We start from the raw sequence: 23144 nt of genomic DNA on the forward strand, positions 1-23144 counted from the left end.
TGGGATTGATCGATATGGCTGGAAATGTAGAACAAGCGGCGAACCACGGCCCCACGGCAAGTGAGTACATCGTCCATCACCTGCAGCACATGCAGTACAACTTCAACCTCGAGGCGGTCAAGCAGACCAAGATCGTGGATTTCAGCCTGTTCAACGCAGACTCCCTGATCTGGTCGATCCTGATGGGCGTGCTGGGCTGCTGGCTGCTGTGGCTGGGTGCCCGCAAGGCGACCTCCGGCGTTCCGGGCCGTTTCCAGGCTGCCGTCGAAGTGATGGCCGAAATGGTTGAAAACCAGGCCAAGGGCGTGATCCACAACGCCAAGAGCCGCAAGCTGATTTCCCCGCTGGCACTGACCGTGTTCGTCTGGATCTTCCTGATGAACGCGCTGGACCTGCTGCCGGTTGATCTGGTGCCCGAAATGTGGGCGCGCAGCTACGCAGCTGCCGGAAATGACCCGCACCATGCCTACATGCGTATCGTTCCCACGGCTGACCTGTCCACCACGCTGGGCCTGTCGGTAGGCGTGCTGCTGGTCTGCCTGTTCTACAACATCAAGATCAAGGGTCTGGGTGGCTGGGCGCACGAACTGGTCGCCGCCCCCTTCGGCAACCACCCGCTGCTGTACCCGATCAACTTCCTGATGCAGGTCATCGAATACGTTGCCAAGACCGTCTCTCACGGCATGCGACTGTTTGGTAACATGTTTGCAGGCGAGCTGGTGTTCATGCTGATTGCCCTGATGGGTGGTGCATGGGCGCTGAGCGGCACGGGCATCGGTCTGGCCATCGGTCATATCATTGCAGGTTCGGTGTGGGCCATCTTCCACATCCTGATCATCACGCTGCAGGCATTCATCTTCATGATGCTGACGCTGATCTATACCGGTCAGGCGCACGAAGCACACTGATCGCAATTTCAACTGGTTTTCTTTTACTTTTCCACCAACCTTTAGGAGCTTTTCATGGAAAACATTCTCGGCCTCGTTGCACTGGCTTGTGGTCTGATCGTCGGTCTGGGTGCTGTTGGCGCCTCTATCGGCATTGCATTGATGGGCGGCAAGTTCCTCGAATCTTCCGCACGCCAGCCTGAGCTGATCAACGAACTGCAGACCAAGATGTTCATTCTGGCTGGTCTGATCGACGCGGCTTTCCTGATTGGTGTTGCTATCGCCCTGCTGTTCGCATTCGCCAACCCCTTCGCCATCTAATTCTGTTACCTTTCATGACCGAAAGGGGGTAACATGAATATCAATGCAACATTGGTCCTGCAGGCCATTGTCTTTGCGATCCTGGTGTGGTTCACGATGAAGTTCGTGTGGCCCCCGATCACGAAGGCGCTGGACGAGCGGGCGCAAAAGATTGCCGACGGACTGGCTGCGGCTGACAAGGCCAAGGCTGATCTGGCGGACATGAACAAGAAGGTCGAAGCGGAGCTGTCCACCTCTCGCAATGAGGCGGCTGCCCGCATGGCCGATGCCGATCGTCGTGCACAGACCATGGTGGAAGAAGCCAAGGCCCGTGCCACCGAAGAAGGCAACAAGATCATTGCAGCCGCACAGGCAGAAGCCCAGCAGCAGGTTGTTCGCGCACGCGAAGAACTGCGCGAACAGGTCGCTGCCCTGGCCGTCAAGGGCGCCGAGCAGATCCTCCGCAAGGAAGTGAACGCTGGCGTGCACGCTGAACTGCTCAACCGCCTCAAGGCTGAGCTCTGATAAAGGAAGAACATGGCTGAACTTGCAACCATTGCTCGTCCTTATGCTCAGGCCTTGTTCGACGCAAGTGCCGGCAAGCTGGATGAGACTGCCCAGTGGGTGGGCCAGCTTGCTGCGGTAGCCGGCAATGCCGAGCTGCTGCAGGTGGCCGACAGCCCCAAAGTGCAAGGCTCGCAGCTGTTCGAGCTGATTGCAGGTTTGCTGCCGGCAGCCTTGCCTGAGGCAGGCAAGAACTTCCTGCGCCTGGTAGTGGACAATGGCCGCCTGGCGGCCTTGCCCGAAATCGCCAGCCAGTTCGAGTCGCTGAAAAATGCTGCCACTGGGGCGGCAGATGCCGTGATCTACAGTGCTTTCCCGATGGAAGGCGCCGAGCTCGCAGATCTGATGGCACTGCTGGAAAAGCGCTTTGGCACCAGGCTCCAGCCGACCGTGGTCGTTGACCAGGAGCTGATTGGCGGCGTGCGCGTTGTCGTGGGTGACGAAGTGCTCGACACCTCCGTCAAGGCCCGTATTGAACAAATGAAACAGGCGCTGACTGCGTAAGCGGGCCGGGTCTGAGGCAATTAAGGAAGAAGGAAAGAGTCATGCAACTCAATCCCGCAGAGATTTCTGAACAAATCAAAAGCCGCATCCAGGGTCTGGTAGGCACTGCCAACATCCGCAACGAAGGTACTGTTATCTCCGTTGCTGACGGCATTTGCCGCGTGTATGGCCTGTCCGATGCGATGCAGGGCGAAATGCTGGAGTTCCCGGCAGCCGCCGATGGCACCCCGACTTTCGGTCTGGCGCTCAACCTCGAGCGTGACTCCGTTGGTGCGGTGATTCTGGGTGCCTACGAGCACATCTCCGAAGGCGATACCGTGAAGTGCACGGGCCGCATTCTGGAAGTGCCGGTGGGTCCCGAGCTGATTGGCCGTGTGGTCAACGCGCTGGGCGAGCCGATTGACGGCAAGGGCCCGATCAACGCCAAGATGACGGACGTGATCGAGAAAGTGGCTCCGGGCGTGATCGCACGTAAATCCGTGGACCAGCCGGTGCAGACCGGCCTGAAGTCGATCGACTCCATGGTGCCGATCGGCCGTGGCCAGCGTGAGCTGATCATTGGTGACCGTCAGACCGGCAAGACTGCCGTGGCCATTGACGCGATCATCAACCAGAAGGGTCAGGACATGACCTGCGTGTACGTGGCCATCGGTCAGAAGGCTTCGTCCATCAAGAACGTGGTGCGCGCACTGGAGCGTGCCGGTGCCATGGACTACACCATCGTGGTCGCTGCTTCCGCTTCCGAATCTGCAGCCATGCAGTACGTGAGCGCCTACGCAGGCTGCACCATGGGCGAATACTTCCGCGACCGCGGCCAGGACGCCCTGATCATTTATGACGACCTGTCCAAGCAGGCCGTGGCCTACCGTCAGGTATCGCTGCTGCTGCGTCGTCCGCCGGGTCGTGAAGCCTACCCGGGTGACGTGTTCTACCTGCACAGCCGTCTGCTGGAGCGCGCAGCCCGCGTGAACGCCGACTACGTGGCAGAGTTCACCAAGGGTGAAGTGACTGGCAAGACCGGTTCCCTGACGGCACTGCCAATCATCGAGACGCAAGCTGGTGACGTGTCCGCATTCGTTCCGACCAACGTGATTTCCATTACCGACGGTCAGATCTTCCTGGAAACCAGCCTGTTCAACGCCGGTATCCGTCCCGCCATTAACGCCGGTATCTCCGTGTCCCGCGTGGGTGGTTCTGCACAGACCAAGCTGATCAAGGGCCTGTCCGGTGGTATCCGTACCGACCTGGCGCAGTACCGTGAACTGGCTGCGTTCGCACAGTTCGCCTCTGACCTGGACGAAGCAACCCGCAAGCAGCTGGACCGCGGTGCCCGCGTGACCGAACTGCTGAAGCAGACCCAGTACAGCCCGCTGTCGGTGGGCCTGATGGGTGCCACGCTGTTCGCAGTGAACAAGGGTTACCTGGACGACATCGATGTCAAGAAGGTTCTGGCATTTGAATCTGGTTTGCACGCACACCTGAAGGACAAGAACGCAGCCCTGCTGCAGCGTCTGGAAGAGAACAAGGCTTTCGACAAGGAAGGCAAGGACGAGGCCGAGCTGGCCGACGCCATCGCTGCCTTCAAGAAGTCCTTCGCGTGATCACGGGAGAGCAACGTGGCAGCTGGTAAGGAAATTCGCGGCAAGATCGCCTCGGTAGAAAATACCAAGAAGATCACCAAGGCCATGGAAATGGTGGCCGCATCCAAGATGCGCAAGGCGCAGGATCGCATGCACGCGGCTCGTCCGTACAGCGAAAAAGTCCGGGACATTGCTGCCAACCTTGGTGCTGCTAACCCGGAATACGTTCACCCCTTCATGGTCAAGAACGACGATGCCAAGGCCGTAGGCCTGATCGTCGTGACGACCGACAAGGGTCTGTGCGGTGGCATGAACACCAACGTGCTGCGCAGCGTGACCAACAAGATCCGTGAAAATCAGGACGCTCGCGTCGAGACGCGTGCCGTGGCCATTGGCAACAAGGGCTTCAGCTTCCTGAACCGCATGGGTGCCAAGGTCGTGGCCAACAGCATCCAGCTCGGCGATACGCCGCAGCTGGACAAGCTGATCGGCCCGGTCAAGGTGCTGCTCGATGCCTATGCCAATGGTGAACTGAGCGCCGTGTACATCGGCTACACCCGCTTCATCAACACCATGCGCCAGGAGCCTGTGCTGGAACAGCTGCTGCCCCTGTCGCAGAGCAAGATGGCAGAAGAGACGATGGCCAGTGGCAAGTCCCAGCACTGGGACTACATCTACGAGCCCGATGCACAGTCCGTGATCGACGATCTGCTGGTCCGCTATGTGGAAGCGCTGGTGCTGCAGTCCGTAGCCGAAAACATGGCGTCCGAGCAATCGGCGCGCATGGTGGCCATGAAGGCCGCTACCGACAACGCAGGCAATGTGATTCACGAGCTGAAGCTGGTCTACAACAAGACCCGCCAGGCTGCGATTACGACAGAACTGTCCGAGATCGTGGCTGGTGCCGCAGCGGTGTAACCCTAGAAATTATTGGAGCAAAAAATGGCTCAAGAAAATCAAGTACAAGGCAAGATCGTGCAGTGTATCGGCGCCGTCGTTGACGTCGAATTCCCGCGCGACAAGATGCCGAAGGTCTATGACGCCCTGAAGATGGAAGGCTCTGCCCTGACCCTGGAAGTGCAACAGCAGCTGGGTGACGGCGTGGTGCGTACCATTGCCCTGGGTTCTTCCGACGGCCTGCGTCGCGGCATGGAGGTGTATAACACCAATGCCCCGATCACCGTGCCGGTGGGTCCCGCTACCCTGGGCCGCATCATGGACGTGCTGGGTCAGCCGATCGACGAGCGCGGTCCCGTTGACCAGACGCAAACCGCTTCCATCCACCGCAAGGCTCCCGAGTACGACGAGCTGAGCCCCTCGCAGGAACTGCTGGAAACCGGCATCAAGGTGATTGACCTGGTGTGTCCGTTTGCCAAGGGCGGCAAGGTGGGTCTGTTCGGTGGTGCCGGTGTTGGCAAGACCGTGAACATGATGGAGCTGATCAACAACATCGCCAAGGCACACAGCGGTCTGTCCGTGTTTGCCGGCGTGGGTGAGCGTACCCGTGAAGGTAACGACTTCTACCACGAGATGGCTGATTCCGGCGTCGTGAACCTGGAGAACCTGGGTGAGTCCAAGGTAGCCATGGTGTACGGCCAGATGAACGAGCCGCCGGGCAACCGTCTGCGCGTGGCCCTGACCGGCCTGACCATGGCCGAGTCCTTCCGTGACGAAGGCCGTGACGTGCTGTTCTTCGTGGACAACATCTACCGCTACACGCTGGCCGGTACCGAAGTGTCCGCACTGCTGGGCCGTATGCCTTCCGCCGTGGGCTACCAGCCGACGCTGGCCGAGGAAATGGGCCGCCTGCAAGAGCGTATTACCTCGACCAAGGTGGGTTCCATTACCTCCATCCAGGCCGTGTACGTTCCGGCGGACGACTTGACCGACCCGTCTCCTGCCACGACTTTCGCCCACCTGGACTCCACCGTGGTGCTGAGCCGTGACATTGCTGCCCTGGGTATCTACCCGGCGGTTGACCCGCTGGACTCCACCAGCCGTCAGCTGGACCCGATGGTCGTCGGCGAAGAGCACTACAAGGTAGCCCGTGCCGTGCAGGGTACCCTGCAGCGCTACAAGGAACTGCGTGACATTATCGCGATTCTGGGTATGGACGAACTGGCTCCGGAAGACAAGCTGAGCGTGGCTCGTGCGCGCAAGATCCAGCGTTTCCTGTCCCAGCCATTTCACGTGGCCGAAGTGTTCACGGGTTCTCCGGGCAAGTACGTGCCGCTGTCCGAAACCATCCGTGGTTTCAAGATGATCGTGGACGGCGAATGCGACCACATGCCGGAGCAGGCCTTCTACATGGTCGGTACCATCGACGAAGCCATCGAAAAAGCCAAGAAGCTGGCCGCTGGTTGATAAGGGGTAGCGTATGAACACCCTGCAAGTGAATGTGGTCAGCGCGGAAGAGTCTATCTATTCCGGTCGCGCACGCTTCGTGGCCCTGCCGGGTGAGAGCGGTGAGCTGGGGATTTATCCCCGTCACACGCCGCTGATCACCCGCATCAAGCCCGGCACCGTGCGCATCCAGGACGAGAAAGGCGAAGAGCTGCTGATCTTCGTGGCGGGTGGCATCCTCGAAGTGCAACCCAACGTGGTCACCGTTCTGTCCGACACCGCTATCCGCGGCAAGGACCTGGACGAGAGCAAGGCTCTTGCGGCCAAGAAGGAAGCTGAAGAAGCCCTGAAGAGCGCCAAGACCGAGTTCGACGTGGCCCTGGCTCAGTCCGAGTTGGCCATCATGGCGGCTCAGCTGGCTGCGCTGCGCAAGTATCGCGAAAAGCGCTGATGCGACAGCACCACCACTCTGGGTGACCGGAGTGAGAAGAAATCCCCTGACAGGCAACTGCAGGGGATTTTTTCATGGGCACATCAGACAGCTGCTCGCCTTGATTTTCATGTGCAGGACAACAGTCGACGGGTTAGGACGAACATAGGCATGAATAAAGCCGTGCAGTGGCACGGCTCTGTCAGGGTTGGGTGAAGCGCGTTGATCAGTGTTGGTGCGGTCTGGAATCCAGGATCACCGGGGCATTCGGCAGGTTTTCTACCCGGACATGGTTGGCATCGGCGGGATAGCACTGGGCCATGAGGTCGGTAATGCGATCCAGCACGTGGGTCAGGCCCTCTAGATAGTCATGTTGCTGGAAGCGGCTGCGCAGGCTGTCTGTGAGCTCCTGCCAGACGTTCTGTGGCACGCAGTGGTTGTAGCCACGGTCGGCAACGATTTCGATCGCATGCAGATCCAGCAGGATGTAGATCAGTATGCCGTTGTTGTGCTCGGTGTCCCAGACGCGCAGCTTGGCAAATTGCATGACGGCACGCTCACGTGGCGTGGCCTGGCGCTGCTGGTAGCTCTCGGGCAGGGTGTGCTCGATGCAGATGCGGATATCGCCAGTGTGGCGGGTCTCGCTTTGCGTGATGTGATCGGTCAGCTGCTGCAGTGCCGATGCGGTCAGCAGTTCCAGGGCGGCCGGATCAGTGGCGCTGTCGGCGACAGGGCTGTCCTGGACAGCAGCCAAGGGTTTGCGAAAAGGATTGCTTATGGGCATGATTACCAGCCTCCGGAAGCTCCACCGCCTCCAAAACTGCCGCCGCCACCGGAGCCAAAGCCGCCGCCGAAACCGCCACCTCCTCCAAAGCCGCCGCCACCGCCCCAGCCAGGACCAGGCATGGGCAGGATGACCGGGCCACGCCGCCGCGCATTGCTGCGACGCAGGGCTTCAGACGGGCCGGAGCCGCCACCACCGCCACCGCCCCTGCCACCACCGCCGTTGCCGCCAAACAAGGCAATCAGCAGGCCGACCAGCCCGGCGATGCCGGCAGCGACCAGCGTGCCCGTCATGGCGAACATGATGCCACCGGTGGCAGCGCCAGTGGCCAGGGAGCCAAGCGGACGGCCGAGGATGGACTTGAGCAGGGCACCACCAATCATGGCGACCATGGTGACGATGACCAGGGCCTCGATCCAGCCAATGCTGTTGTCGATCATGTCGGGTGCGGCCTGACCACGCGGGTTGGGCGCGGGCAGGGCTTCACCGTTGACGCGTGCGATGACCTGCTCCACCGCAGCCGAGAGGCCACCGGCAAAGTCGCCGGCAGCAAAGCGCGGCTTCATGGCCTGATCGATGATGCCGGCCGCGGCGATATCCGGCACGGCACCTTCGAGCGCGCGCGAGACCTCGATGCGCATGCGACGGTCATCCTTGGCGACCAGGATCAGCAGGCCGTCTCCGACATCGCGACGGCCCACCTTCCAGTCGCGGGCGACGCGCAGCGCATAGGCAGCGATATCTTCCGGCTGGGTGGTAGGCACCATCAGGATGACGATCTGGCTGCCCTTGTCCTGTTCAAAGGCGGCCAGACGGGCTTCGAGTGATGCCTTGTCGGCCGCGGACAGGGTGCCGCTGGTGTCAGTGACACGTGCGGTGAGCGCCGGAATCGGCTGCAGCTGTTGCGCCCAGGCGCTGGGCAGCAGCACCACCAAGGCCAGCAACAGCATCAGCAGCCATTGACGTACGGCCGGAAGTCGGCGAGTGTCAGGCATGGAGATGGCAGTTGCGGGCATGGCAGTTGGACTCAGGCAGGATTACTGGCGCTGGGGTTGCGGCTGGGTGTTGAAATCCACCGTCGGCGGCTGGGAGATTTCCGCCTCGTTGGTCACGGTGAAGTTGGGCTTGGGCTTGTAGCCGAAGATCATGGCGGTCAGATTGGTCGGGAACTGGCGCGCCAGCACGTTGTATTCCTGTACCGACTGGATGTAGTCGTTACGGGCCACGGTGATGCGGTTTTCCGTACCTTCCAGGGTGACGCGCAGGTCACGGAAAGCCTGGTTGGCCTTGAGCTGCGGATACTGCTCGGCCACCACCATCAGGCGCGACAGCGCGCTGGTCAGCTGGCCCTGGGCCTGCTGGAACTTGTTGAAGGCTTCCGGGTCATTGATCAGCTCGGGCGTGGCCTGGATCGAGGTGGCACGGGAGCGCGCCTCAATCACGCGGGTCAGCGTTTCCTGCTCGAAGTTGGCCTCGCCCTTGACGGTAGCGACAATGTTCGGCACCAGGTCGGCGCGACGCTGGTACTGGTTCAGCACTTCGCTCCAGGACGATTTGACTTTTTCGTCCAGGGACTGGAATTGGTTGTAGCCACAGCCGGACAGGCTGAACAGGCCAAGAACGGTCATCAGGACCAGAAACCAGCGTTTCATAGGATTCTCCATGCGGAAAGTGGGGATGATGGGCGAAGCATAACGCAGAACTGGCGGCTTGCCGTGTCAGACTACGTGACGTAATACGCAGGAAAACGGCAATAGGAAAGAATTGCAGGAGGAGGCGGGATGGACGATATCGTCAAGCAGGCCATGGCCAAATGGCCGAATGTACCGGCGTGTGCCGGCTGGCTGGGTCTGGGGGCGCGTGGTGACTGGTATCTGCGCGATGAGGCCGCGCAGGCGGCCGGACCGTTTGCCGGGCCGGGCAGTAGCGCTGCGAGCCGGGGCAGCCGGGTGCAGATGGAGAAGCTGCGCGAATTCATCGAGCGCAACTACGAACCGGATGCGCAGGGGCGCTGGTATTTCCAGAACGGCCCACAGCGCGTCTTCGTGGAGCTGGAACGCACGCCATGGATCCTGCGGCTGAAGCCGGAGGCGGCTGGCTGGCAGGTCTGGACGCATGCTGGCCGACGGGTGCAGGTCAGCGAGGCCTTGCATGATGCCGATGGGCATCTGTATCTGGTGACCGATGCCGGCCTGGGCCTGGTGCATACGCAGGACATGACGCTGGCAGCGGATGCGCTGGAAGCGGGCTGCTGGCCCTTGCGTGAGGTGGAGGCGGCGGAACTGCCGCGCCTGTACGCTTACGTGCCGAGCCCGCAGGCCAGCGGCATCTGAAGCAGCCTGGGCTTGTCAGTCAGCGACTTTCAGGCACGAAAAAGCCGCTCCGGAGAGCGGCTCGTTGATCAGGCGGGCCTTGCGTGGGCGCAGGGCCTGACCGGAAGATCAGTTGGAGGCAGCAGAGGCCGGGGCAGCGGCTGCAGAGGCGGCACCGGAAGCGCCATCAGCAGCACCGCTGGCAGCGGCTACGGCCGGCTCGGCGAAGCTGCCACCGCTGTGGTTGGCCAGGTAGACCACGGCGCGCTTGACTTCGTCATCGCTCAGGTCCGGGTTGCCGCCCTTGGCCGGCATGACGCCATGGGTACCGGTGAAGCCTTCGATGGCGTGCTTGAACAGGGTGTCGACACCCTGGCCGATACGCGGACCCCAGGCGCCGTTATCGCCCAGCTTGGGAGCGCCGGCTACGCCTGCATCATGGCAGGACATGCAGATGGACTTGTAGGCTTCTTCGCCGGTCATGGGAACGGCGCGGGCAGCCGGGGCCAGCTTGAGTTCAACCGAGCCGACTTTCTGGATGCGCTGGGCAGCGGCAACCTGGGCTTGTGGGCTGTTGGGGTTGAAGGAAGGCTTGGCGTAGGTGGAGAAGTACACGGCTACGGCCAGCAGCAGCAGCAGGGCGCCAAAGGTGATGGCAGTGACCACGCCGAGTTGACGGTTCTTGGTCGCCTCGGAAGCGGCGTACGAATCTGGTGCGATCTGGCTCATGACGTCCTCTTGGATGTTCTGATAAAAAACGAAACGAATCGTGACAGGCAATTATAGTCAACGCTTTTGCAAAAAACACCTACAATTGCCCGTTGCGCATGGTAAACCTGTTGATCTGGCCACATTTGATGTTGCACGGAAGTCAACAAGACCATGTTCATCAGGGGCGACTGTAGCTCAGTGGATAGAGTATCGGCCTCCGAAGCCGAGGGTCGTGGGTTCGATCCCCGCCAGTCGCGCCAATCCAGCCATGCCTGCCCCTGACAGGCCCAGACCCATTCCGGAGTGCCGGGGTGGGTTTTTTTGTGCCTGCAGGCTCGCCCATCGAAGATGGAAAAGGCTCCCGCCAGCTGGTCGGGAGCCTTGTGTCAGCCACGCAGTGTGGAACCTGCGCGGGCTTAGTCGGCCTTTTGCAGCATCTGGATGATGCTGGAGAAGTCCATGCCGCCCTTGCCGGACAGGCTGTGGGCTGCGTACAGGCTGCGTGCCATGGCGCCCAGCGGCGTGCTGGCGCGCACGTGCATGGCGTTTTCCTGGGCCAGGCCCAGATCCTTCAGCATCAGGTCGGTGCCGAAGCCGCCAGTGTAGCCGCGGCCGGCCGGGGTGCCGTCCATCACGCCCGGCACCGGGTTGTATTTCTCGAGCGCCCAGTTGCCGCCGGAACTGCGGCGCATGATCTCGGCCAGCGCCTTCGGATCGAGGCCGTTGGCCAGGCCCAGGGCCATGGCCTCGCTGGTGCCGACCATCAGGATGCCGAGCAGCATGTTGTTGCAGATCTTGGCGGTCTGGCCGGCACCGATGGCGCCAGCGTGGAAGATGTTGGCGCCCATTTTTTCCAGCAGCGGGCGGGCGCGTTCGAGCGCCTGATCCGGGCCGCCGACCATGAAGGTCAGCGTGCCGGCAGCGGCACCGGCGGTACCGCCGGAGACCGGGGCATCGATGAAGTCGTAGCCTTTGGCCTGGGCGGCAGTGCCGACTTTCTGGGCGCTGGCGGCTGCAATCGTGCTGCAATCGATGATCAGCGCACCGGCTGGCAGGATGTCGAGCAGGCCGGGGTGGCCGTCCTTGCCGAGGTACAGGGCCTCGACATGGGCGCTGGCGGGCAGCATGCTGACGACGACGTCGGCCGTGCTGGCAGCGTCGATGGCGCTGGTGCCGATGCTGACGCCTTCGGCCTTGACCGTGTCGCAGGCGGCCTGGGACAGGTCAAATGCCTTGACCGTGTGGCCGGCTTTCTGCAGGTTGATGGCCATGGGGCCGCCCATGTTGCCGATACCGATGAATGCGATGTTCATGAATGTCTCCTGGGTGTGTCTGTCAATGAAGTCAAATCGGGGGCTTAGCGCAGGCTGTCGAGGCCACGGTCGCTGAGCAGGCGGCGCGCCACGATGACGCGCATGATTTCGTTGGTGCCTTCGAGGATCTGGTGCACGCGCAGGTCGCGCAGCAGGCGCTCGAGCGGGAATTCGCGCAGGTAGCCGTAGCCGCCGTGCAGTTGCAGCGCCTCGTTGACGACCTGGAAGCAGGCGTCGGTGGCAAAGCGCTTGGCCATGGCACAGTAGGTGCTGGCATCGCTGCTGCGGGTATCGAGCTTGTAGGCGGCCAGACGCACCATCTGGCGCGCGGCGATCAGTTCGGTCTGCATATCGGCCAGCTTGAACTGCAGCGCCTGGAAGGCAGCCAGCGGCTTGCCGAACTGCTGGCGTTCCTGCATGTACTGGGCGGCGGCATTGAGCGCGCCCTGGGCACCGCCGACGGAGCAGGTGGCGATGTTGATGCGGCCGCCATCCAGGCCCTTCATGGCGATCTTGAAGCCTTCGCCTTCCTGGCCGAGCAGGTGGCTGGCCGGGATGCGCACATCGCTGAAGCTGATGGCTCGCGTGGGCTGGCTGAGCCAGCCGAGCTTTTCCTCGTTCTTGCCGTACTGGATGCCGGGCAGGTTGGCCGGTACCAGAAAGGCGGAGATGCCATCGGCACCGGGGCCGCCGGTGCGGGCCATCAGCACCAGCACATCGGTGCTGCCAGCGCCGGAGATGAACATCTTTTCGCCATTGATGACGTATTCGTCGCCCTGCAGCACGGCGGTGGTGCGCAGGCTGGCGGCATCGCTGCCGGCGCCGGGTTCGGTCAGGCAGTAGCTGGCGAGCTGTTCACCGGCGGTCAGCGCGGGAGCGTACTGCTCGGCGATTTCCGGCTTGGCCCAGCTGGTGATCATCCACGTGGCCATGTTGTGGATGGTGATGAAGGCGGTGGTGGAGGGATCGACTGCAGCCAGTTCCTCGAACACCAGGGTGGCATCGAGACGGGCCAGGCCGAGGCCGCCGTATGTTTCGGAGGCGTACAGGCCGCAGAAGCCGAGTGCACCGGCGGTAGCGATGGCCTGGCGCGGGAAGGTGTGTTCGGCATCCCACTGCGCGGCGTGGGGGGCCAGTTCGCCGGCGGCAAAGTCGCGGGCGGCAGCCACGAATTGCTGCTGGTCGTCGGTCAGATCGAAATACATGGGGACTGTCTCCTGGGCGGACGCCGGCGGCGGCTTGTGGGTGTGGTGGCAGCCGGCGAAAACCCCGGTGGAGCCAGTTACGGGGAACCGGATCACCGGGGGAATAACAGGCCGCGAGGGCCTGCTCCTGCCTTTTACTTCAGGCTGATGGTGGTGTGCACGCCACCGGCGTTGGCTTCGTCGAACCAGCGCTTGGTGATGGTCTTGGTCTGCGTGTAGAACGTGATGACCTGCTTGCCGTAGGGGCCCAGGTCGCCCAGCTTGGATGCGCGCGAACCGGTGAAGGAGAACAGCGGGACCGGCACGGGAATCGGCACGTTGATGCCGACCTGACCGACGTCGATCTCTTCCTGGAACTTGTGCGCTGCAGCGCCGCTCTGGGTGAACAGGGCGGTACCGTTGCCGTTCGGGTTGTCGTTGATGATCTGGATCGCGTCTTCCAGGGTTTCGGCACCCATTACGCACATCACCGGGCCGAAGATTTCCTGCTTGTAGATGTCCATGTCGACGGTGACGTCCTTGAACAGGGTCGGGCCGACGAAGTTGCCGTTGGCTTCCGCGCCGTCCAGCTGCGGGTTGCGGCCGTCCAGCACCAGGGTGGCACCCTGTTCCACGCCGGAGGCGATCAGGTTGTCGACGCGGGCACGGGCGCTCTTGTTGACCAGCGGGCCGACGTCCACGCCGGGGGTGGCACCGTTGCCGACCTTCAGGCCCTTGGCGCGCTCGGCGATCTCGTTCACCCAGTTGCGGGCTTCGCCGACCAGGATCACGACCGGCAGCGCCATGCAACGCTGGCCAGCGGCACCGAAGGAGGCACCGGCCAGGGCGTTCAGGGTCTGCTCCTTGTTGCAGTCGGGCAGCACGATGGCGTGGTTCTTGGCGCCCATCATGCACTGCACACGCTTGCCGGCCAGGCTGGCGCGGTTGTAGACGTGGGTGCCGACGCCGGTGGAACCGACGAAGCTGATCGCCTTGATGTCCTTGTGGTCGCAGATGCCGTTGACGACGTCAACGCCGCCGTGCACCACGTTCAGCACGCCAGCCGGGATGCCGGCTTCGATGGCCAGCTCGACCAGACGGATGGTGGACATCGGGTCCTGCTCGGAGGGCTTCAGCACGAAGGTGTTGCCGGTGGCGATGGCCATGGGGAACATCCACAGCGGGATCATGGCCGGGAAGTTGAACGGCGTGATGCCGGCGCAGACGCCCAGCGGCTGCAGGATGGTGTAGGTGTCGACACCGCCGGCCACGTTGTTGGCGAATTCGCCCATCTGCAGCGTGCCGATGTTGGCAGCGTGCTCGACCACTTCCAGGCCGCGGAACACGTCGCCTTCGGCGTCGGGCAGGGTCTTGCCCTGTTCACGCGTCAGGATGGCGGCGACTTCCTTGATGTTTTCGCGGATCAGCTGCTGGTACTTCAGGAAGATGCGGGCGCGGGTGCCGATGGGGGTGTAGCGCCAGGTCTTGAAGGCTTCCTTGGCGGCAGCTACTGCGGCATCCAGTTCTTCCTGGGTAGCCATCGGCACGCGAGCGATGACTTCCTGCGTGGCAGGGTTGACAACGTCGCGCCACTCGGTGGTCTTGGACTGGACAAATTCGCCGTTGATCAGCAGCGGAACCTGGGGGATGCTCATGGGGTGTCTCCTCGACTCTGGGGAAAAAGAATTTACAGGAATGGTATTTACAGCTTTCACAATCCTTTTGCGGGTTTCTACCAAGTTATGGAGAGTTCGTGTGTTCTTGTGTTGGCTTTCACAGATAATGGTCCGGTCTTGTAAATGTTGTGAAAGAACCGGAGTGCCTGCATGAGCCGCAAGCTGCTGATGGGGCCGGCCTTGCGCCGGCTGCGTGAAAAGAACCAGATGTCGCAGACGGCGTTTGCCGAGCGGCTCGGGTTGTCGTTCAGCTATATCTGCCAGCTGGAGAACAACCAGCGGCCGGTGACGGCCTCGGTGCTGCTGAAGCTGGCGCAGGTATTCCAGGTGGACCTGAGCGATTTCTCGGAAGACCGCAGCCGGCGTCTGCTGGGCGAGCTGGATAGCATCTTCCGCGACCAGCGGTTGGCCGGCGAGCAGCACGTGACGCCGGCCGACCTGGACCGCATGGTGCACACGGTGCCGGTCATGGCCGAGGTGCTGGTGCGCTTGTACCAGGAGCAGCTGCACCTGCAGGATGAACTGCAGCAGCTGGTGGAGCGCTTTTATGGCGATTCGCGCCAGATGCCGACGGCGCCGTTTCCGCACGAGGCGGCACGCGAGTTCTTCAACCGCAACGATAACTATTTTGACGGGCTGGATCGGCTGGCCGAACAGCTGGCGCAGGAGTGGGGCGTGGAGCCGGGACGGCGCGCGCTGGTGTTGCGCGCGCGCCTGAAGGAGGCGCATGGCGTGGAGGTGGTGGCGAGCGAACAGGGCTCGCACGAGCTGCGCCGCTACGATGCGCGGCGCAAGCGGCTGGAGCTGAACCCGGCGCTCAGCGATGCGCAGCAGGCATTCCAGATGGCGACGCAGCTGGTGTTCCTGGCTTACGGCGATGTGTTGCAGCAGGCCTGTATCGAGGATCCGGCGTTGCGCGATGCACAGACGCTGACGCTGGCGCGGCAGGGGCTGGCGCATTATTTTGCCGGTGCCATGCTGTTGCCGTATACGCCGTTCCTGGAGGCGGCGCGTGCCTCGCGCTACGACGTGGAATCATTGCAGCGGCGCTTTGCCGTGAGTTTCGAAAGCATCTGCCACCGGCTCAGCACGCTGCAGCGCAGTGGTGCGCGCGGCGTACCGATCTACCTGATCCGGGTCGATCAGGCCGGCAACGTGTCCAAGCGACAGAGTGCCAACTCGCTGCATTTTGCGCGCCATGGCGGCACCTGTCCGCTGTGGCATGTGTTCGAGGCCTTTGTGCAGCCGGGACGCATTCTGACGCAGGTGGCGGAAATGCCGGATGGCACGCGCTACTTTGGTATTGCGCGCAGCGTGCAGCGCGGCGGTGGCAGCTTCCATGCGCCGCGCAAGCGCTTTGCCTTTGGCATCGGCTGCGAACTGTCGCAGGCGCATGAGCTGGTCTATGCCGACGGCTGGGATTTGCAGCAGCCGCGCGAGATCACGCCGATCGGGCCGGGTTGCCGCGTCTGTCCGCGTACCGACTGCATGCAGCGCGCCTTTCCGCCAGCAGGCAAGCCGCTGCACAACAACGACTTCAGTGAATCGCTGGTGTCGTACCGCTTGTGACGACCGGCGCTGGGTGTAGCACAATGTAACCGGGATCTGCGGGCGCATGGCGTCAGCAGGCATTTGGGCTTGGACGGGAGGTGGGCATGCAGCAGGGGTGCAAGGCGACAAGAACAGGTTGGGAGCGCTGGCTGCTGACCTGTCTGCTGGCCTGTGTGGCCGTTTTCCTGCCCTTGTCACTGCAGGCCGATGACGGTTTGCCGGACCATATTTCCAGTCGCGGTTATCTGATGGATCCGGATGGCAACCTGACGCTGGGGCAGGTGGAGCAATTGCCGTTCCGGCCGATGCCGCAGGTGCTGGCGCTGGGGCATACCAGTGCGGTGATCTGGCTGCGGGTGGATGTGGAGCCGATGGCGGCACGCGATCTGGTGCTGACGCTGCAGCCTCCCTATCTGGAAGATGTGCGGGTGTTCCTGCCCGGGACCGGGGTGGATGACTGGCAGCATGTGAGGCTGGGCACGCACGTGCCGTATACCGAACGTGGACGCAGCGAGGGGCATATCGTCGTGAATCTGCCGGATCGGGCCACGCCGGCGAATCTGCGGGCCTATATCCGGGTGCAGAGCGTGCAGCACCTGGTGCTCAAGGTGCAGGTCATGCATGCGCAAAAGAGTCTGCAGCAGGGCATGCAGCGCAGCCTGCTGGTCAGTTTTGGTGTCGGGCTGTTGCTGACGCTGGCCGTGCTGGGCCTGCTGCACTGGGGCTCTTCGCGGGATCGGCAGTGGCTGATTGCGGCCGCCACCATGGCCTGCATGCTGCTGGTGGTGTCCGGGACGGCAGGCTTGCTGGACAAGTACCTGTTTCCGCAGCAGCCCCTGCTGGCGACGGGGCTGAAGGACGTGGCCAGCATCGGGTACATGGCCCTGATGCAGTGGTATTTTCTGCGGCTGTTTCGTCTCTATCAGGCACCAGGCTGGACGGTCTTGCCGAACCGGATGTACCTGGCCATGGCCCCGTTGCTGTTGCTGGCCGTGTGGCTGGGATATGCGCGCGAAGCCTGGCTGCTGCATGTCGCAGTGATCATCATGTATGGCTTCTGGGGGCTGTTCAGCCTCTGGTTTGTGCGCTTCGGCGATGGCTATATCCGCGTGTTGCTGGCCCTGCTGTTCCTGGCCCAGGTCATGATGGTGCTCTACCTCGAACTGAGTTGGCTCGGCTTGTTGCCGCTGACGGATGTCAGCCTGTCGGTGCTGTATCCGGAGCTGGCGATTGGTCTGCTGGTGGGCGTTGCGCAGTTTCTGGTGCAATGGCGGCGTGACCATCTGGCCCTGCGTTCCGCGCTGATGGTGCGCATGCGGGCGGAACGCATGCAACAGGAGCTGTACTGGGAGACTTCGCGCCGGGAGGAAATGGATGGCCTGCTGGGCATGCTGCTGCACGAGCTCAAGACACCGCTATCGGCCATCCGGCTGGGCGCGCTGGCGGTAGCCAAGGGGTGGGAGGACATGCCGCCGCTGGTGACCGGACGGCTGCAGCGCATCCACCAGTCGGTGGATGCCATGAACATGGTGCTAGACAAGGTACGCCATACCGACCGGATGGAAACCGGGGCCTGGCAGATCAGCCGGGAGTCGTGTGATGTGCAGGTGCTGGTGCAGCAACTGGTGGCGGAATGTTCGCAACCCTTGCGAGTGCGACTGGAGTCGGGGCTGGAGCAGCCGGTGCAGACCGATCCGGACCTGCTGCGCCTGATGATCGGCAATTTGCTGGAGAACGCCCTGGCGTACAGCGAGCCGGAGAGCGAGGTCTGCATTCATTTGCAGCCATGGTCGCAGGGGGGTGGGAAGGAAGGCTTCCGGTTGCGGGTCTGCAACCGGGTGGCCGAGGGAGACCAGCCGGATGCATCACGACTGTTCACCAAGTACTACCGTGCCGAGCACTCGCACCAGCACACGGGGACCGGGTTGGGCCTGTACTGGGTGCGCCATATGGCGCTGGCCATGGGCGGAGACATCGTCTACCAGGGAGAGCTGGATGAAGTCGTGTTCGAGCTGACCTTGCCAGGGTGAGCAGGCTGGCAGATGCGAGGCAATTACAGTATCAAGAGTGATCCGTCAAGCATGCAGCGCGCCGCGAATGTAATAAAGAGGAAAATATCACCATATCCGGGGATAACCTTTTCCGATAATATATTGTATGATATAAGGCTGACATCAGGCTTCAATCACCTCGAGGCAGGGCTTTGCATGAAAGTCTTGATGCGTCATGGCTGGGTGCCAGATATCTGCACTGCCATTTTGTGGGGCCCGAAAGCTGGTATCGGGTGCGTGACACGGGTTTTCCCCGGGGCGTTCCGGAGCATGAATGCGCGTTATGCATGCTCCGGCCTAGCGGACAATCTCAAATGGTAGGGTCATGCCTGGCGTACTGGAAATCATTGTTGTGGAAGATCACCGCTTGCTGCGCGACGAGCTGGTGGATTATCTGAGCAGTCCTGACTGGCATGTGCGTGGTGTCAGCAGCGGACGCGAGCTGGATGTGGCCATGACAGAAACCCCTGCCGATGTGCTGGTGCTGGATCTGAACCTGCCGCAGGAAGATGGCATCAGCATCGCCCGTCGCATTCGCAAGGCTTTCCCGGAAATCGGTATCGTGATGCTGACTGCGCGCGGCGACCAGGCTGACCGTGCCCTGGGCTATGGCAGTGGGGCTGACGTCTATCTGACCAAGCCGACGCACGTGGGCGAGCTGGAATCGGTGCTGTTCAACTTGTCCTGCCGCATACGCCCGCGGGATGATGTCCAGCTGATGCTGAGCGAGAACCTGCTGCGGCTGACCCATGCCAATGGTCGTTCCGCGAGCCTGACCAACAGTGAATACCGGGTGCTGCGCCTGCTGGTGGATACGCCGGGGCAGGAACTCGGCTATGCCCCCCTGTGTGAACTGCTTTATCCGGATGATGATGCCGTCTCGCAATCCCGCCAGCGTCTGGCGGTGCTGATGACCCGCCTGCGCCAGAAGATGCAGGAAGAAATGGGCGTGGAGCAGTGCGTGAAATCGGTGCGCGGGCAAGGCTACCGTCTGACCGTGCCGATACGCCTGGTGCCCTGAACTGCTTGCGGGAACGATCTGCCGGATAACCTGGGCAGCCTTGTGCGGCTGCCCAATTTATTGCATGATCCCGCATTATCTAACAATCGTTCGTTATTGATGGGCGTCGTACATCCTGGTTTGTCCAGATGCGCAGCATTTTGCGGCTGCAAGATTCGTGAAATATTACTGGATTTCAGGGATACATAGCGTAACGCATCTGATGTGTAATAGCCGTTATGTCATCAGGTGGAATGGAGCATGTCTTTTCTGCGCGTCAGATGCGTGTGGGAACAGAGGCTGGCAACTGACTCTCCTGAATGACGTTTATTACCCATGATGCTGTTCGGCTTGGCGCCGGGTGGTGCGACTGAAGGAGATGGTCATGAAGCAGGCAAGCCGTGTGAACAACTGGGTTCCGGTACTCGGAATGGTGGCAGCGGTCGCGCTATCCGGCTGTGTGGCAACAGGCGGTGACCGGTTTCCCAAGCCGCTGGCAGAAGGCAAGGTGGAGACACCGGTAGCGCAGGAGATCGCCAGCGCGGTCTTCATTCGTGAGCCGGGTGAGGTGCAGACCCAGGCGGTCAATATTTTTGTCAATGGCGAGTACATGACTTCACTGCAGGACGGCGCGTTCAAGCAGCAGAAGGTGTGCGTGGGCCAGAACACGCTGGTGGCGCACCCCAGCGACGTGGGTACACGCTACCAGGAAAAGCGGCTGAACCTGCCCAAGTTCCAGGTGGCGGCGGGTGAGGTGGCCTATTTCCGCGTGGCGGCAGGCGCTGACGGCAAGCCGGTGTTGCAGCAGCTGGATGTCGAGACCGGCCAGCAGTTGGCACACGCCCAGAAGGAGCAGATGCACGCGCTGTCGCGGGTAGAGCCCAAGTGCGTGGTGCCGCTCAAGACCTACACGCTGGAAACCTCGGCACTGTTCCCGTTTGACCGTCACGACTACGGCAGCATGCTGGAGCAGGGCAAGCAGGACATCGCGCGTGTGGCGCGTGACATTGCCGCCAGCGATGCCAGGGTGGATCGCATCGAGATTGTCGGCCACACCGATCCGGAAGGCAGTGATGCCTACAACCAGACGCTGTCGGAGCGCCGTGCTGCCACAGTGCAGCAGGCCCTGCAGCAGCACCAACTGCCCACGCGCAACCTCAAGGCCGAAGGTCGTGGTGAAAGCCAGCTGGTGGTGAGCGACTGTCGCGCGCGTTACCCGAACCAGAAGGCACAGCGCACCCAGTGCGACCAGCCGAACCGTCGCGTCGAGATTGTGCTGTATGGCACCACCGCTGGAAATATTCCGGGCCAGTAAGCAGCCTGCATCCATCCATTCTTCATCTTGAGTAGTAACGCCTGCGCAACCCCATACATCCAGGGGAGCGCGGGCAGGGGAGAGAGACATGAGCATCCAGAACATTACCCTTCGCATCCTGGCCCAATCCGAGACGCCGGAACAAGAGCTGCAGATCGCCGGTGGCGAGGGAGGTATCGGTGCCAAGGGGCAGCCGGTGCGCATCCAGGCCGTGGCTGATGTGAAGTATCACCTGACCGATGACGGCACCGGTTTTGCACCGGAGAACGTGGCGACCAAACGCGTGGGCAGTGATCTGTACGTGGCGTTTGAAGGTGCCAGTGTGGACCAGCCGGACCTGATCATCGAGGGCTATTACAAGGACAACGGCGAGCAGGGCTACCGCGAAGGCAGCGACAACCTGCTGGTGGGTACGCACGAGAACGGCAACGTCTACCCCTTCATTCCGGAGACGGCGCAAGGCAGCGATGCGGTGAGCATGCTGCTGGAAGGCCAGCAGGCGGGTCAGGTGCTGGGTATCAGCGAGGCACCGGTGCCGCTGTGGTGGCTGCCGCTGCTGGCGGCCCCGCTGCTGGGTGGCGGTGGCGGCAGCACGCCGCCGCCGGTAGACCACAAGCCGGAGATCACGAACCTGACGCCCAAGGCGAATGGCGGTGATGTGACGGTGGAAGAGGCTGCGCTGGCGCAGGGCAGCAACGCGGCCAGCACGGCAGAGAAGGGCGTGGGGGACTTCACGATCAAGTCGCAGGATGGCGTCAAGTCGCTGACGATTGGCGGCGTCGAGGTGATCAAGGATGGCGTGCTGACCGGTGCCGTGGTGAACACGCCGCTGGGCAACCAGCTGAAGGTGACGGGCTACGACAAGGCGACGGGCAAGGTCAGCTACGAATACACGCTGCTGGGCAGCGAGAAGCACCCCGAGGATGCAGCAAAGGCCAACAACAGCGTCTACGAAGACCTGAAGGTGGTGCTGACGGACAACGATGGTGACAAGGCCGATGCCACGCTGAGCGTGCAGATCGTGGACGATGTGCCGACGGCCACCGATGATGCTGCCGCGCAGCAGCAGGAAAACCAGGTGTTGGTAATCGACGCCCTGGCCAATGACGTGCGCGGCGCCGATGGCGTGCTGCCGCAGGCGGTATCGGTGACGACGCAGCCGGCGCAGGGGGTGGTGACCTATGACCCGGCCACGGGCAAGTTCACCTACACGCCGAAGGCCAACGCCGGCAGCACCTCTACCGCTGACAGCTTCACCTACACCATCATCGATGCCGATGGCGACAAGTCCACGGCAACGGTGAAGATCACGCTGCAGCCGGACTCGAAGATCGGGACCGTGCCGCAGGACTTTGTGACGGTGAGCGAAGGCGGTCTGCCCAGCCCGGCCGCGCCGATGCTGCGCATGCGCCTGTTTGCGGCTGCGGCGGACAGCGCCGAGGCCGAAGGCGTGCTGGTGGTCAACTACGGCCGCGATGTGCCCACGGGCAATCTGCTGGAGTCGATCCGGCTGTCGGCCGACGGGCTGGATGCGCAACTGCATGCGCTGGGTGACGATGTGGTGTGGGCGCTGTCGGCTGATGGCCTGCTGCTGACGGGCTCGGCAGCCGGCGAGCCGGTGCTGACAATTCAGTTGCTGGGTGCGGTGGTGAGCGATGCGGCGCTGGGCCAGCTCACCTACAGCTACCGGGTGGAGTTGCTGAAGCCGGTGACGCACCCGGATGGACAAGACAAGAACATCGTGACGCTGAAGAATATTGCCTTCACGGTGACGGATGCGGATGGCGAGTCGAAGACGGGCAAGTTTGACATTGACGTGCAGGATGCGGTGCCGGTGGCGCTGGATGATGCCAACACGGTGGAGACGGAAGGCCCGCAGAGTGTGCAGGGGCAGGTGTTGGCGAACGATACGCAGGGTGCCGATGGTGCCGTGGTGGTGGGTGTGGCCAAGGGCGACACGGAAGCCAGCCTGGATGCGCCGGCCACGCTGGGAGTGGCGCTGCAGGGACTGTACGGCACGCTGACGCTGCATGCGGACGGCAGCTACAGCTACACGCGCACGCCGGGCAGTGCTGGTGGCAAGGAAGACGTGTTCACCTACACGATCAAGGATGCGGACGGGGATCTGGCCAATGCGGTGCTGACGATCGATATTGGCAACCACAAGCCGACGGTGGGCGAGCCCAATGAGCCGGCCACCGCCAACGTGACGGCCACGGTCAACGAGAAGGGTCTGGCGCCGCGTGGTGCGGAGCCGGGCGGTTCGGGCGAGATGGCAGACGGCAACGGAGCCAACGACAGCGACAAGAGCGAAGCGACGACAGGCACGATTGCCTTCACCAGCAAGGACGGCGTGGGCTCGGTGACGCTGGGTACGGTGGCCTTGGGCACGGATGCGGCCACAGCGGTGACGGTGCAGGACGATGGCACAGGCACGCTGAAGGCGTACTACGAGTTTGATGCTGCGACAGGTGCGGGCACGGTGCACTACAGCTACGTGCTCAAGGACAACGTGGCGCATGCGGATGCGGACGGCACGAACAGCCTGAGCCTGCCCCAGGTGGGCCTGGTGGTGACGGATGCGGACGGCCAGACGGCCAGCGGCAGCGTGACGATCACGATCGTGGACGATGTGCCGA

The 23144-nt window shown here is 62.4% G+C and carries 21 protein-coding genes and 1 tRNA gene; 15 read left to right on the forward strand and 7 right to left on the reverse strand.

Annotation, left to right across the window (positions count from 1 at the left end; translation table 11 throughout):
- Positions 1–14: 14 nt before the first annotated feature.
- The 8 genes from atpB to V1261_RS11210 are packed head-to-tail and all read left to right on the forward strand — an operon-like array spanning position 15 to position 6629.
- Positions 15–908: a F0F1 ATP synthase subunit A gene (gene atpB / locus V1261_RS11175; protein WP_329771860.1), complete on the forward strand. Its 894-nt coding sequence runs from the start codon at positions 15–17 to the stop codon at positions 906–908.
- 54 nt (positions 909–962) lie between these two features.
- The gene (gene atpE / locus V1261_RS11180; protein ID WP_018716087.1) at positions 963–1208 is read left to right on the forward strand and encodes a F0F1 ATP synthase subunit C; all 246 of its coding nucleotides are present in this window, start codon (positions 963–965) and stop codon (positions 1206–1208) included.
- 33 nt (positions 1209–1241) lie between these two features.
- Entirely contained in the window at positions 1242–1712 is a 471-nt protein-coding gene (locus V1261_RS11185; protein WP_329771861.1) for a F0F1 ATP synthase subunit B, read from the forward strand.
- A gap of 12 nt (positions 1713–1724) precedes the next feature.
- On the forward strand, positions 1725–2255 hold the full coding sequence (locus V1261_RS11190) for a F0F1 ATP synthase subunit delta (protein ID WP_329771862.1): 531 nt from the start codon (positions 1725–1727) through the stop codon (positions 2253–2255).
- Between the two features lie 41 nt (positions 2256–2296).
- Positions 2297–3856, forward strand: a complete 1560-nt coding sequence (gene atpA / locus V1261_RS11195) for a F0F1 ATP synthase subunit alpha (RefSeq protein WP_329771863.1) — start codon at positions 2297–2299, stop codon at positions 3854–3856.
- Positions 3857–3871: 15 nt separating this feature from the next.
- Positions 3872–4753, forward strand: a complete 882-nt coding sequence (atpG, locus tag V1261_RS11200) for a F0F1 ATP synthase subunit gamma (RefSeq protein WP_329771864.1) — start codon at positions 3872–3874, stop codon at positions 4751–4753.
- A gap of 24 nt (positions 4754–4777) precedes the next feature.
- Entirely contained in the window at positions 4778–6199 is a 1422-nt protein-coding gene (gene atpD, locus V1261_RS11205) for a F0F1 ATP synthase subunit beta (RefSeq protein ID WP_329771865.1), read from the forward strand.
- Positions 6200–6212: 13 nt separating this feature from the next.
- Positions 6213–6629 (forward strand): F0F1 ATP synthase subunit epsilon, encoded by a 417-nt coding sequence (locus tag V1261_RS11210; protein ID WP_329771866.1) that lies wholly within the window; start codon positions 6213–6215, stop codon positions 6627–6629.
- 205 nt (positions 6630–6834) lie between these two features.
- On the opposite strand, the gene V1261_RS11215 is transcribed toward V1261_RS11210, so the two are convergent.
- The 3 genes from V1261_RS11215 to V1261_RS11225 are packed head-to-tail and all read right to left on the reverse strand — an operon-like array spanning position 6835 to position 9044.
- Entirely contained in the window at positions 6835–7362 is a 528-nt protein-coding gene (locus V1261_RS11215) for a TPM domain-containing protein (RefSeq protein WP_329771867.1), read from the reverse strand.
- Positions 7363–7394: 32 nt separating this feature from the next.
- The gene (locus V1261_RS11220; RefSeq protein ID WP_329771868.1) at positions 7395–8387 is read right to left on the reverse strand and encodes a TPM domain-containing protein; all 993 of its coding nucleotides are present in this window, start codon (positions 8385–8387) and stop codon (positions 7395–7397) included.
- 42 nt (positions 8388–8429) lie between these two features.
- Positions 8430–9044: a LemA family protein gene (locus tag V1261_RS11225; protein ID WP_329771870.1), complete on the reverse strand. Its 615-nt coding sequence runs from the start codon at positions 9042–9044 to the stop codon at positions 8430–8432.
- Positions 9045–9173: 129 nt separating this feature from the next.
- Here V1261_RS11225 and V1261_RS11230 point away from each other — a divergent pair, with 129 nt between their 5' ends.
- Positions 9174–9725 carry a DUF2946 family protein gene (locus tag V1261_RS11230; RefSeq protein ID WP_329771871.1) on the forward strand — a complete coding sequence of 184 codons (552 nt, stop codon included), beginning with the start codon at positions 9174–9176 and terminating at the stop codon, positions 9723–9725.
- Positions 9726–9833: 108 nt separating this feature from the next.
- Here the strand turns inward: V1261_RS11230 and V1261_RS11235 are convergent, their stop codons facing one another.
- Positions 9834–10433, reverse strand: a complete 600-nt coding sequence (locus tag V1261_RS11235; RefSeq protein WP_329771873.1) for a c-type cytochrome — start codon at positions 10431–10433, stop codon at positions 9834–9836.
- Between the two features lie 166 nt (positions 10434–10599).
- Here V1261_RS11235 and V1261_RS11240 point away from each other — a divergent pair.
- Positions 10600–10675: transfer RNA gene (locus tag V1261_RS11240), tRNA-Arg, on the forward strand.
- A 156-nt stretch (positions 10676–10831) separates the two neighbouring features.
- Here V1261_RS11240 and mmsB read toward each other — a convergent pair.
- The 3 genes from mmsB to V1261_RS11255 all read right to left on the reverse strand — a co-directional run bounded on the left by mmsB (position 10832) and on the right by V1261_RS11255 (position 14567).
- Positions 10832–11728 (reverse strand): 3-hydroxyisobutyrate dehydrogenase, encoded by an 897-nt coding sequence (gene mmsB, locus V1261_RS11245; RefSeq protein ID WP_329771874.1) that lies wholly within the window; start codon positions 11726–11728, stop codon positions 10832–10834.
- A gap of 44 nt (positions 11729–11772) precedes the next feature.
- The gene (locus V1261_RS11250) at positions 11773–12933 is read right to left on the reverse strand and encodes an acyl-CoA dehydrogenase family protein (RefSeq protein WP_329771876.1); all 1161 of its coding nucleotides are present in this window, start codon (positions 12931–12933) and stop codon (positions 11773–11775) included.
- A 134-nt stretch (positions 12934–13067) separates the two neighbouring features.
- Positions 13068–14567, reverse strand: coding sequence for a CoA-acylating methylmalonate-semialdehyde dehydrogenase (locus tag V1261_RS11255; RefSeq protein WP_329771877.1), 1500 nt, complete (start codon positions 14565–14567; stop codon positions 13068–13070).
- 171 nt (positions 14568–14738) lie between these two features.
- On the opposite strand from V1261_RS11255, the gene V1261_RS11260 reads away from it, so the two are divergent.
- The 5 genes from V1261_RS11260 to V1261_RS11280 form a co-directional block, all read left to right on the forward strand.
- On the forward strand, positions 14739–16157 hold the full coding sequence (locus V1261_RS11260; RefSeq protein WP_329771878.1) for a helix-turn-helix domain-containing protein: 1419 nt from the start codon (positions 14739–14741) through the stop codon (positions 16155–16157).
- An 86-nt stretch (positions 16158–16243) separates the two neighbouring features.
- Positions 16244–18169 (forward strand): sensor histidine kinase, encoded by a 1926-nt coding sequence (locus V1261_RS11265; protein ID WP_329771879.1) that lies wholly within the window; start codon positions 16244–16246, stop codon positions 18167–18169.
- Between the two features lie 346 nt (positions 18170–18515).
- Positions 18516–19211 (forward strand): response regulator transcription factor, encoded by a 696-nt coding sequence (locus V1261_RS11270; RefSeq protein ID WP_329771881.1) that lies wholly within the window; start codon positions 18516–18518, stop codon positions 19209–19211.
- A gap of 364 nt (positions 19212–19575) precedes the next feature.
- A complete protein-coding gene (locus V1261_RS11275) occupies positions 19576–20505 on the forward strand; it encodes an OmpA family protein (RefSeq protein ID WP_329771882.1) in 930 nt (309 codons plus the stop codon).
- A gap of 88 nt (positions 20506–20593) precedes the next feature.
- A partial coding sequence (locus V1261_RS11280; RefSeq protein ID WP_329771883.1) for an Ig-like domain-containing protein occupies positions 20594–23144 on the forward strand: 2551 nt, incomplete at its 3' end.

Origin of the sequence: Brachymonas sp. J145 (genome assembly GCF_036312245.1) — a bacterium.
Classification (GTDB): Bacteria; Pseudomonadota; Gammaproteobacteria; order Burkholderiales; family Burkholderiaceae_C; genus Brachymonas; species Brachymonas wangyanguii.

Bases quoted from the DNA above. Each gene is read 5' to 3' on its own strand.
- V1261_RS11225 (WP_329771870.1), bottom strand. From the start codon at position 9,044: ATGAAACGCTGGTTTCTGGTCCTGATGACCGTTCTTGGCCTGTTCAGC.
- V1261_RS11185 (WP_329771861.1), top strand. From the start codon at position 1,242: ATGAATATCAATGCAACATTGGTCCTGCAGGCCATTGTCTTTGCGATC.
- V1261_RS11260 (WP_329771878.1), top strand. From the start codon at position 14,739: ATGAGCCGCAAGCTGCTGATGGGGCCGGCCTTGCGCCGGCTGCGTGAA.
- V1261_RS11190 (WP_329771862.1), top strand. From the start codon at position 1,725: ATGGCTGAACTTGCAACCATTGCTCGTCCTTATGCTCAGGCCTTGTTC.
- atpA (WP_329771863.1), top strand. From the start codon at position 2,297: ATGCAACTCAATCCCGCAGAGATTTCTGAACAAATCAAAAGCCGCATC.
- V1261_RS11265 (WP_329771879.1), top strand. From the start codon at position 16,244: ATGCAGCAGGGGTGCAAGGCGACAAGAACAGGTTGGGAGCGCTGGCTG.
- V1261_RS11275 (WP_329771882.1), top strand. From the start codon at position 19,576: ATGAAGCAGGCAAGCCGTGTGAACAACTGGGTTCCGGTACTCGGAATG.
- V1261_RS11270 (WP_329771881.1), top strand. From the start codon at position 18,516: ATGCCTGGCGTACTGGAAATCATTGTTGTGGAAGATCACCGCTTGCTG.
- V1261_RS11250 (WP_329771876.1), bottom strand. From the start codon at position 12,933: ATGTATTTCGATCTGACCGACGACCAGCAGCAATTCGTGGCTGCCGCC.
- atpD (WP_329771865.1), top strand. From the start codon at position 4,778: ATGGCTCAAGAAAATCAAGTACAAGGCAAGATCGTGCAGTGTATCGGC.
- V1261_RS11230 (WP_329771871.1), top strand. From the start codon at position 9,174: ATGGACGATATCGTCAAGCAGGCCATGGCCAAATGGCCGAATGTACCG.
- V1261_RS11235 (WP_329771873.1), bottom strand. From the start codon at position 10,433: ATGAGCCAGATCGCACCAGATTCGTACGCCGCTTCCGAGGCGACCAAG.
- mmsB (WP_329771874.1), bottom strand. From the start codon at position 11,728: ATGAACATCGCATTCATCGGTATCGGCAACATGGGCGGCCCCATGGCC.
- atpE (WP_018716087.1), top strand. From the start codon at position 963: ATGGAAAACATTCTCGGCCTCGTTGCACTGGCTTGTGGTCTGATCGTC.
- atpB (WP_329771860.1), top strand. From the start codon at position 15: ATGGCTGGAAATGTAGAACAAGCGGCGAACCACGGCCCCACGGCAAGT.
- V1261_RS11220 (WP_329771868.1), bottom strand. From the start codon at position 8,387: ATGCCTGACACTCGCCGACTTCCGGCCGTACGTCAATGGCTGCTGATG.
- V1261_RS11255 (WP_329771877.1), bottom strand. From the start codon at position 14,567: ATGAGCATCCCCCAGGTTCCGCTGCTGATCAACGGCGAATTTGTCCAG.
- V1261_RS11210 (WP_329771866.1), top strand. From the start codon at position 6,213: ATGAACACCCTGCAAGTGAATGTGGTCAGCGCGGAAGAGTCTATCTAT.